Below are 6,668 nucleotides of genomic sequence, written 5' to 3' on the forward strand. Positions count from 1 at the left end.
CATAACTTTAAGCTCACCTTAATTGGTGGGCTGCATGATCCAATAAGCCTAAAAATAGGGCTGTAAGACACTTTTGATCAAAGAGGCTCACAACAAAAACACGCTGAATCCCTAGAGCGACAAGGGGTTTGGCGTTTTTCTATGTTGCATTGGTCAAGAAAGGTCAAATAAATACCCTGTTTTTGGTAGATTGTGCAGGCTTTCACAGTCTTTAAAGATACAATTTTGCTATTTTGTCTTAGTTTTTTTGATCCCTAGCTATATACAGTCTGTTATGTATATATACACGTGTCTGCACGATCTTAGCAGATCATGGATCAATCCATAATGATATAGTCATATCTCACCTGTTATGATCACTCTTTACCGTGGTAGGTCATCCCCTAGCTCAAACACCCTCTCAGAGGCTCATATTTACGTTCTCAGCCGTTTTAGATCAGCCTATATAAGTTCTATAGACAAAATAAAAAGAGCGCTGTATCACGCTCTCAGACCTATTAGAATGCACTGTAGAGATCGATCACGCCTTGTTCATACATATATCTATCTCTGCTGTATTGGCTGATCTCTTTAGCTTTGGATAGTGTTTTGATTGCTTTAATCAGTGCATTATCTGCATGATTCAGCAGATCATCAACATAGTCAACAACCTGCAGATCCGTTCTATTCTCGATTGTCTGCAGTATTTGATCCCAAACGCTCAGATTATCGTTGTATAGTGGATCAATCAATTCAGACTCAATATCTGTTGCTATGGTGTAAATTGCGTCCGCTTTTTCGCCTGTTCTGTCGTCTGTTAGGGCCTGTAAAGCCCAACAACAAGCCCGAATGCTCAGCTTATCTAGATAGTTTTTAGTCATATTTGATCCCCCTGTTTTGCTCTATTGTACCCCTGTTGTGTTTAGTATGAACCCCTGTTTTTCAGTCGTTTAGAGCCGTTTTTAGATCATTTTCAGCGCCCTGCAGGATCAATCAAATATACTAAACCAACGCCCAAAAACTGCATGGATAGAGGCTATTTTAAAGCAAATGCAAAATCGAACTAAACACTCCCAAAATTAGGGCGTTTTTGATCGAAAAGTAGCCCTAAAAGGCCGAAATTTTAACAAAATATTTTTTTTGTGTGTCTTGAGCTACTAAATCTAGATCTGCAGATAAAACTGCTCAATTTTGAATCAAGCATCCCCAGTCTATGTTATAATTGGTATAGACCAATCATGCAGCCTCATTAGTAATAAAAAAAAGAGCAGTCTGCAACGACCACTCTATAAAATGTTGTTTTTATTTAATCAAAAAGCGTACTAAAATCGTACTGCTTGATCATATCTCCCACGGCTTTTAATTTCTTTTCTAGACTGGTAATTTCATGGTGTTCCCTAGCGCTCAGCAGAGCCAAATTATCCATGGAATTGCCTTTTTTTGTACCTTTTTTTGCGCCATTGATATGGTGAATTTCATACTGATCCCTTTGATCGATCAGCTTGTTTTAGTTGCAATTGTTGAGATTGACTAAGATTGATTTGAGCCATTCGCAATTGTTCGTTTAGCTGATCTATCTGTTTATCTTTAGCTTCCAACTGTTTCTGAAGCGTCTCAATGCTGATTCTTTGAACTGGTTCTTTAGAATCGTTAATATCATCAATCTTTGTCCTAACAAGTTTTATAATCGTTTCATCGTATAATTTAGCTTGTCCTTTTTTCTTCTTAGCCCGTAGGTGATTATCTTTAACTACTCGATAGACTGTTGACTTTGAGCAACCAACGATCTTGGCTACTTCTAACATTGTAAACAATTCTTCTTTTTCCTTAGCTGTTTCTGGCAATTCAATCACCTCTTCTACTGTGGACGTAAGTATTTACAGTCTTATCGTATCATAAAGAAACAGTTAAATTAAGTAATAAAAAAGCGCCCCCCTCAGAAAGAAGGACGCTAAATCTTAATTAATTTTTCCATTTACCATCTCATCAAATAATCGAACAAGCCTATTGTGTCTGCTTATGGTACTTTCCATTTTTTTCGTTGGTTCGTTCCCATCAAATTCCAACAGCTCATATTCATTACCATCAGCTACAGTAAAAACAACTCCTAATCTTTCTATTACGTCACCAGCGTGAAAGCCCGTTCCCGCTTCAACAACAACCTTGCCCAAAATATTGTCACTATTTTCGTTATGCTTTTTCTCAATAACATTATATTCAACGATTTCGCTTGCATTAAACAATTTCCAGCGGATTCCTTCTACCCATAGCACTTTCCCAATTTTACTTGAAACATAGCTATCACCATATTTATCTATCGGCTCAAACTGGCTTTTTACGGCTTCAAAATTTGGATCTTCTTTTAACTCTTTCCTTTTTACTTTCTTTTCAGATGATTGTCTATTAAAGATCAATGAACCCACCATTAAAACAACTGATAAAACAACTAAAACAACTGATCCCGCTCCGTAAAATAACAGTTCAAAAATAAGAACGCAAGCCGATATAAAAAACATGACTATTATTATCCCCAATAGAACAGTCAACATAATTAATACCCCCAAAATAAAAAAGGAGTCAACCAGCGCAACTAGAGCGTTAGTTGACCTTCTGATCGAAACCTCACATAGAATAGCAGAATTTGATAGTTTAAACAACCTATTTTTAATAGAAATGCCTTATTTTAAAGCAAATGCAAAAAGCTACTAAACACGTCCATTTTTTGGTCGTTTAGGGCTATTTTTCAATCAAAAAAGGTCAAAATTTAACAAAAAGTCCGTGTGTGTGTCTTAAGCAACTCATCTACAGTTCCAAACAAAAAACTGCTCAATTCGATTCAAACATCCCCCGATCCATGTTATAATTGGTATAGACCAATCATGCAGCCTCATTAGTAATAAAAAAAGAGCAGTCAGAATAGACTACTCTGTAAAATGTAGCTTTTATTTTTCATATTCTTTAGCAGGATCGTTAGAGTACAACTCTTGACGATCCTTTTTAGTTAAATAAAAGACACTAGGATCTAGTTGATACTGGTCAATCCAATAATTGTAAATCTGAAGATCTACCTCTTTTTGAGTCATAATTCCAAGGTCAATCAGTTCCTGCAACTCACTCGTTAGCTTAATTTTTTCATTGTTTTTACTTTGATATGATTTTAACCAATCTTCAAAATCAGCCTTAAATAGAGTTTCGATATGTTCTCTGTCCGTTTTTTTAACCCCTTTTGCAACTTGCCATAACTTCCCCCTATTAATCCCCGAAATTGCTTTGGTGCTAAATACCGCTTGAACATCGTAGCCACATTGATAGCCTAATTGTTCCACCATCTGTTTATACTGCTTTGTCCTTAACAGACTGGCAAGACGCTTAATTTTCATCTGCTCTTTGAGTTCCGCCACTTTTTGATCATAATCGAATGCTAGACGATCCCAAACAGTCAGCTCAACGTTTGATTCGTACTCATAACGGCTCATACAGCGTCCATACTGCACCTCGTGATCTTCATCTGATAGCTTAATCAAAAACTCTCTGTAATTAACAATCTCGCCATCTAATTCCTTTGCAACAGTGTGCAGCACACTTTCAACAGTATTCGATTGACGATTACTGACACCATACGCAATGATCTGATAGTCCCTATCCGTTAAGGTATTTTTGCGATTCTCTAGCAGATCATAATCATCATATTCGTATGACCTATCTCTGATCTCGTTTAACGGTAATGCTAGATCCAACCCCATTGAGAATCCCCATTGCTTTTTAGTCTGGATTGGATAGCCAGCCCACTGTTTAAGCCAAAGGATCAAATTATTAATTAACGCTTGTTTCAGCTTATTATTTTGGTATGCAATAATTACGGGCTTGCCTAATTCAATGACAACATTTGAACCCCGACCTGTAATTAATACCTCTTGATAGTGTTTTTCGAGTTGTTTTTGAACCAATTTACGATCTTTGAAATGTCCATTTTGTTCAGCGTATTCCCGTTGCTTTTGACTAATATATTTAGCAGGATCAGCCTGCAACAATTGGTTAATATTGTACTTGATCTTTATCATCCCTTTACAATAGATTCTAATTCCTAAAATAGTTATTTATATACTAATTAAATATATACTATATATATAAATAATAAATTTAGGAATTCAAATAAGATCATAGCATAACAACAACTGTATTGATCTATTTTTAAGCCAAATTCAAGTAGTTAAAATCGTTCGTGGCAAGCAACTGCATGCCCGAACACCCTAGCGGTAGCGATCACAACGCTTATTAGGAATATAGATCTCATAACTAGTTGACGCTGCATGATCACTATATAGCGCCCTGCAGATCCCTCTCAGCCTAATCAATATGAGCAACTATCCATGGATCTGATAGTTCATTACGTCTGAGAGCCAATTACAACCCTCTAATCCTTGTTCATAGCCTTTAATTCACGCTCTAGCGTCTTGATCATCCTGTATTTGAGATCCCTCTCATAGTCATGTTCATGCAGGTAATCCTCTAGCATAGATAGCGTGAATCCATGACTGATTGCCAGCTCATGATAGCCTCGTAAATACCAGTCCAGTAATTGTTTTGTACCATATTCTGCCATGATCCAATTCATCCCCCTACTCATACACATATCTACCTATATAAACCCCTGTTTCAGAGCGTACTGCACCTTAAGTCATATGGAAAGCGCTTGCGCTCTCTCTTATTTTCGCCGTGTTCGTGGCAAAAATAAGAGAGCTAATCTCACATATTTCTAGTTTAGGTCTTGATTCAAAGCTCAATTACTGCAGATCAAGCTCTCAATCAAGATCAAACTAGCACGTTGATTAAGCTCATTCCGCCCTTGCTCCCACTGATCATTAGGGTTGATTTGTACGATCGATTTACTACACTTTCAATCGAAACTTAGCGTGAACCCAAATAAGACGCATTGATCAGCAGGATAACGTGTCGCATTTCCGAAACATCCAGCCACTTTTTTAGCCCCTGCCACGGGACTAGGTGTCGCATACCTATGGTGTTAACTACGTAATAGGGGCTATATCCTATTACACGGGCGTTTCGGGGGGCTACCGACTCAGAGCCACTGATTGTTGCGATTAAGCTCGGCCTAATGAGCAGACAAAAAGACGGCAACCGTATTGGCTACCGTCTTAGCTTGATTTCAATTAGTTCTCAGAGTATCGATAATGTTTATTATAGATATATCTCTTGTATTCGCCGATATTATCGGCTATTATTATAACCGATAAGAATCGACAATCACTAATTGACTATTTGGGGTAGCCAATTGGTTAGCTCGTTAAGGTATTGGCGTACCTTAACGGGCTTTTCTTTTTGCTCTTGATATTCGATTTTTAGGCGTGTTACACGCTTTCACTTGTCTACTTTACGCCTGCAGGAACAGATACACAAGTAAAAACTTAAGATTAAGCAATAATCTGCTATAATATATACATAACGAGTAGTCGTTAATGATTAGGTGAAAAGGCTGTAACCATTAAATTGGTTGCAGTCTTTTTGCTTGATCGTCTGAACATACTGCACGATTTTACCGGCTCAAAACAAGCACTAATTTGTATCTTATGTTATAATATCTGCAGAAAATAAGTTGAATAACTTGCCGTGTATAGTTCAATGCTATCATGCAGTTAAACCAAAAAGCCCCAACGTACCTCCAATACGCTAGGGCTTTTTTAGTAGCTCAATTTTGCTCGATTCGTTTAACCTATCTTAACGCTTTCGATTATCAAGCCAATGGTCAAAAACTACGATAAGCAAACTAGAAAATAAGTTGAATAAATCTTGCCAGTAGTTCAATGCTTTCACCCCCTCTCATGCAGACAAAGGGACGAGCAACTATTACATTCTATCATCTATCGAATTTTAGTCCCAAGTCAAATCGACAACAGACTTGACAACAGACTTTTGGTTTTTCATCAGCTTTTTAAGTAAATGAAGTGTATAGTTATATGTAATTGAACTCTTGGGAGGAGTTACATATGTTTAATAATTTGTCAATTCTAGCTATGTCTGACGAGGCACAAATGGTCGTAATGATACTTATTCTTGTTGTTGTATTTGGTTTGCCAATCGCCATAGCTCATTTCGATCCACATACAATGAAATACAATAAAGAAGAACTTAAAAAAGCAGACGAAAAAGGTTATCAACGTTTGGGTGGTAACACAAAACGCTTAGACTTTGCCAATATTGTTTTAGGTGATAATGGTATTTATTTCCGCCCAGACACCAGACGTGATGACTATTATGCTTACATTCCATATCCAGACATGGTTAAGTACCATATCGCCTATCAACCAACTACCACTACTCGTAGCGGTGCTGGCGGTGCAGTAGTCGGTGGCTTACTCTTTGGTGTTGTTGGTGCTATTGCGGGCGGTTTAGCAACACGTAGGCAATTAAGCTCAATCAAAGAGTTAATTGTTGTGATTCACGATAATACTGGCGATTCTTATCGTATTAACTTTATCGATGGCACACATGTTGAATCTGTTATCAAAAGCCGTGTAGCTGAATATGAACAACTTCGTTCCTACCTTGATAATCACGGCGTTCCTTACACGCAAGAAGTATTACCATCATTGCCATAACTTTAAGCTCACCTTAATTGGTGGGCTGCATGATCCAATAAGCCTAAAAATAGGGCTGTAAGACACTTTTGA

Annotated in this window: 6 protein-coding genes; 1 reads left to right on the forward strand and 5 read right to left on the reverse strand. The window is 37.4% G+C overall.

What is annotated here, in order from left to right; genetic code table 11:
* Positions 1 to 497: 497 nt before the first annotated feature.
* The 5 genes from HF864_RS09125 to HF864_RS09145 all read right to left on the reverse strand — a co-directional run bounded on the left by HF864_RS09125 (position 498) and on the right by HF864_RS09145 (position 4,594).
* Complete coding sequence (locus HF864_RS09125; protein WP_169462678.1) at positions 498 to 860, reverse strand: hypothetical protein; 363 nt, start codon at positions 858 to 860, stop codon at positions 498 to 500.
* 594 nt (positions 861 to 1,454) lie between these two features.
* The gene (locus HF864_RS09130) at positions 1,455 to 1,823 is read right to left on the reverse strand and encodes a helix-turn-helix domain-containing protein (protein WP_169462679.1); all 369 of its coding nucleotides are present in this window, start codon (positions 1,821 to 1,823) and stop codon (positions 1,455 to 1,457) included.
* A 114-nt stretch (positions 1,824 to 1,937) separates the two neighbouring features.
* Positions 1,938 to 2,528 (reverse strand): hypothetical protein, encoded by a 591-nt coding sequence (locus tag HF864_RS09135; RefSeq protein WP_169462680.1) that lies wholly within the window; start codon positions 2,526 to 2,528, stop codon positions 1,938 to 1,940.
* A 393-nt stretch (positions 2,529 to 2,921) separates the two neighbouring features.
* Positions 2,922 to 4,040 carry a hypothetical protein gene (locus HF864_RS09140; protein WP_169462681.1) on the reverse strand — a complete coding sequence of 373 codons (1,119 nt, stop codon included), beginning with the start codon at positions 4,038 to 4,040 and terminating at the stop codon, positions 2,922 to 2,924.
* 353 nt (positions 4,041 to 4,393) lie between these two features.
* Positions 4,394 to 4,594 (reverse strand): hypothetical protein, encoded by a 201-nt coding sequence (locus HF864_RS09145; RefSeq protein ID WP_169462682.1) that lies wholly within the window; start codon positions 4,592 to 4,594, stop codon positions 4,394 to 4,396.
* 1,390 nt (positions 4,595 to 5,984) lie between these two features.
* Between HF864_RS09145 and HF864_RS09150 the strand changes: the two genes are divergently transcribed.
* The gene (locus HF864_RS09150; RefSeq protein ID WP_169462683.1) at positions 5,985 to 6,596 is read left to right on the forward strand and encodes a hypothetical protein; all 612 of its coding nucleotides are present in this window, start codon (positions 5,985 to 5,987) and stop codon (positions 6,594 to 6,596) included.
* Positions 6,597 to 6,668 lie beyond the last annotated feature (72 nt).

Source organism: Lactobacillus sp. MRS-253-APC-2B, from assembly GCF_012843675.1.
GTDB lineage: Bacteria > Bacillota > Bacilli > Lactobacillales > Lactobacillaceae > Limosilactobacillus > Limosilactobacillus pulli.

What these genes read in the sequence shown, in the direction of transcription:
- HF864_RS09125 (WP_169462678.1), bottom strand. Translation starts at nt 860, where the DNA reads ATGACTAAAAACTATCTAGATAAGCTGAGCATTCGGGCTTGTTGTTGG.
- HF864_RS09135 (WP_169462680.1), bottom strand. Translation starts at nt 2,528, where the DNA reads ATGTTGACTGTTCTATTGGGGATAATAATAGTCATGTTTTTTATATCG.
- HF864_RS09140 (WP_169462681.1), bottom strand. Translation starts at nt 4,040, where the DNA reads ATGATAAAGATCAAGTACAATATTAACCAATTGTTGCAGGCTGATCCT.
- HF864_RS09145 (WP_169462682.1), bottom strand. Translation starts at nt 4,594, where the DNA reads ATGAATTGGATCATGGCAGAATATGGTACAAAACAATTACTGGACTGG.
- HF864_RS09150 (WP_169462683.1), top strand. Translation starts at nt 5,985, where the DNA reads ATGTTTAATAATTTGTCAATTCTAGCTATGTCTGACGAGGCACAAATG.